3 protein-coding genes and 1 pseudogene are annotated in these 2,670 nt (G+C 70.9%); 1 reads left to right on the top strand and 3 read right to left on the bottom strand.

The genetic code is table 11. The annotated features are described in order from the left end of the window. The 3 genes from AC5RV2_RS16825 to AC5RV2_RS16815 all read right to left on the bottom strand — a co-directional run. Positions 1-873 (bottom strand): phytoene desaturase family protein (locus AC5RV2_RS16825; RefSeq protein WP_494093284.1); only part of this gene is annotated, 873 nt, incomplete at its 3' end. A gap of 27 nt (positions 874-900) precedes the next feature. Continuing rightward, positions 901-1,707 carry a class I SAM-dependent methyltransferase gene (locus AC5RV2_RS16820; RefSeq protein ID WP_494093283.1) on the bottom strand — a complete coding sequence of 269 codons (807 nt, stop codon included), beginning with the start codon at positions 1,705-1,707 and terminating at the stop codon, positions 901-903. Between the two features lie 57 nt (positions 1,708-1,764). Continuing rightward, the gene (locus AC5RV2_RS16815; RefSeq protein ID WP_494093282.1) at positions 1,765-2,232 is read right to left on the bottom strand and encodes a MarR family winged helix-turn-helix transcriptional regulator; all 468 of its coding nucleotides are present in this window, start codon (positions 2,230-2,232) and stop codon (positions 1,765-1,767) included. Between the two features lie 115 nt (positions 2,233-2,347). Here AC5RV2_RS16815 and AC5RV2_RS16810 point away from each other — a divergent pair. Next, positions 2,348-2,670 (top strand): annotated as a pseudogene (locus AC5RV2_RS16810) (MMPL family transporter); the annotation flags it as partial.

Here is a 2,670-nt window from a genome sequence, read left to right as displayed (position 1 = left end):
CAGCCCGTTGAGCACGGCGGGGGAGACGTTGGCGAGCACGCGTTCGGCCGAGACGACGACGCCGCCCGCGCCGCCGTCGTCGTACGCCACCTCTCCCTCGGGGGAGACGGAGGTGACGCGCGCCCGGGTCCGCAGCTCCGCGCCGGCGCTGCGGGCCGCCTTTTCCAGCGCCGCGCTGACCGCACCCATGCCGCCTTCGGGCACGTCCCAGTCACCGGTACCGCCGCCGATCACGTGGTAGAGGAAGCATTTGTTCTGCTGCAGCGAGGCGTCGTGGGCGCCGGCAAAGGTGCTGATCAGGGCGTCGGTGAGCACCACCCCGCGGACCAGGTCCGAGCCGAAACTGCGCTCGACCGCCTCGCCGATCGGCCGTTCGATGAAGTCGTGCCAGGCCTCGTCGTCGCCGACCCTGCTGCGCACCTCGGACCGGCGGGGCAGCGGTTCGGTGACGGAGGGCCAGAGGGCCCGGGCCAGCCGGCTGGTGCGCTGATAGAACCCGGCGAAGGGCTCGAAGTCGGTGGCCGCGCCCACGGCGGCGAAGGAGGAGCGGGTGGCATCCGGGTCCTGGTTGTCCACCAGCAGGCCCGCCGCGGCCCCGGGCAGGGGCGTGTAGGACGAGAAGCGCCGGCGCAGCAGCCGCAGGTCCAGCCGCAGGTCGTCGATGATGCGCCGCGGCAGCAGGCTGACCAGGTAGGAATAGCGCGAGATGCGGGCCCCGGTGCCGGGAAAGACTTCCGCCGACACCGCGGCGCCGCCGACCTGGTCTTCGCGTTCGAGCACGAGCACGCTCCGCCCGGCGCGGGCGAGGTAGGCGGCCGCGACCAGGCCGTTGTGGCCGCCGCCGGCGATGACCACGTCGTAGTGTTCGGGCATGTCAGTCCTTCCGTCCCGCCGGCGGGATCAGGGTTTGCGGGCCAGGATCTCGCCGTTGGGAATCAGGAACCACGCATCCGGGGCAGCGGCCCACGTCAGCCACCCCCGGGCTATCCGTTCCAGCCCGGCCCGGTCGATCAGCCCCCGCTCCAGCGACTGTTCCGCGTAGCCGGAGTGCAGGACCCGCTCCGACCAGACCTCGCCCTGCCAGCGGCGCTGCTCCTCGGTGGCATACAGCCAGTTGGACGACGACGGCGTGATGTCGTGGAAACCGGCCGCCTGCGCCCACGCGATGAGGTGCCGGCCGGCGTCCGGTTCGGCGCGGTTGCCGCGGGCGAGCTGCTGGTAGGTCTCCATCCAGTCGTCGAGTTCGGGCAGTTCCGGGTACCAGCTCATGCCATGGAAGTCGGCGTCCCGGACGGCCACGATGCCGCCCGGCTTGACCACCCGCCGCATCTCGTAGAGCGCGGCGACCGGGTCGGTCAGGTGCTGGAGGACCTGGTGGGCGTGCACCACGTCGAAGGTGTCGTCATCGAACTCGAGGTCGTAGATGTTGCCCGCGACGAAGGTGGCGTTCTCGATCCCGCGCAGGGCGGTGAGTTCGGCCGCCTGGGTCAGGACATCGTCGGACCGGTCCAACCCGGTCACCTGTCCCGGGGCCACCCGCTCGGCCAGGTCAACGGTGATGCTGCCCGGGCCGCAGCCCACGTCCAGCAGCATCATCCCGGGCTTGAGCTCCGGCAGCAGGTAGGCCGCGCAGTCCTCGGCGGTCCGGATGGCATGGGCTTTGACCACGCTTTTGTGGTGTCCGTGGGAGTAGACCTCGTCCTTCATAGTGGGAGACTACTCCGGGCCCCCGCGGCCACGTAGCTGCCGTGCCGGAATGTTGCGCTATTTGTCGGCCGACGCGACTTCGGCACAGGCGGTTTCGGTGGCGGCGATGATGTCCGCCAGGAACGCCGCGAGCCGCTGCCGGTCTTCCGCCGGATAGTCGGAGAGCACCCGGCCGATGTTGCGGGCCAGCGGTGCGAACATGGCGCCGCCGGTGGCGCGGGCCAGGTCCGTCAGCTCCAGGTGCACCTTGCGGCGGTCGGTGTCGCTGCGGGTCCGCTTCACGTGGCCGGAGCGGTCCAGCCGGTCCACCAGCGCGGTGGTCGCCGGCGAGCTGAGGTGCAGTTCGTTCCGCAGGCTGCCCGGAGTCACCGTGCGGCCGTCGGCGGCGGCCCGGACCATCGCGGCCAGGGCGTTGAGGTCGGTGCGGTGCAGGGCGTCCCGCTGGCTGACCGCTTCAATGTAGCGTTCGCTCTCCACGACGAACTGCTGCAGCAACAGCAGCAGCCGCTCTTCCTTGTGCGCCACGTTCCTCCCTCCGGCAACCTCTCCAAGGATAGTTCACCCGGGGCTTATCTCCACCGTAGAACTACTCTATAGTGGAGCTTGTTTTGGCCCGTCGACTGCAGAGGTTCGGTTTCCCATGGCCCGCTGGCTCAGAATGCTCCTGCCAGCCCTGGTGGCGGTTGCCTGGCTCGCCGCCGCGGGCCTGGGCGGACCGACCTTCGGCAAGCTCTCCGAGGTGTCCACCAACGACCAGGCGGGATTCCTTCCGGCCGGCGCCGAATCCACCGCCGCGGGCGACTGGCAGGAGCGGTTCTTGGACGCCGATGCGGCCCCGGCCATCGTCGTCGTCGAATTCGAGGGCCCGCTCCAGCCGCAGCAGTTGGCGGAGTACGCCCCGCTGGCCGAACGGCTGTCGGAGGCCGTCGGGCCGGGGGGAGGCGGCGCCGCCGGGGTGGTCGG

The sequence above is a fragment of the Arthrobacter sp. Y3225116 genome (assembly GCF_059091245.1).
The sequence above is the reverse complement of the archived record's forward strand: the minus strand, read 5'-3'. Positions and strand labels throughout refer to the sequence as shown.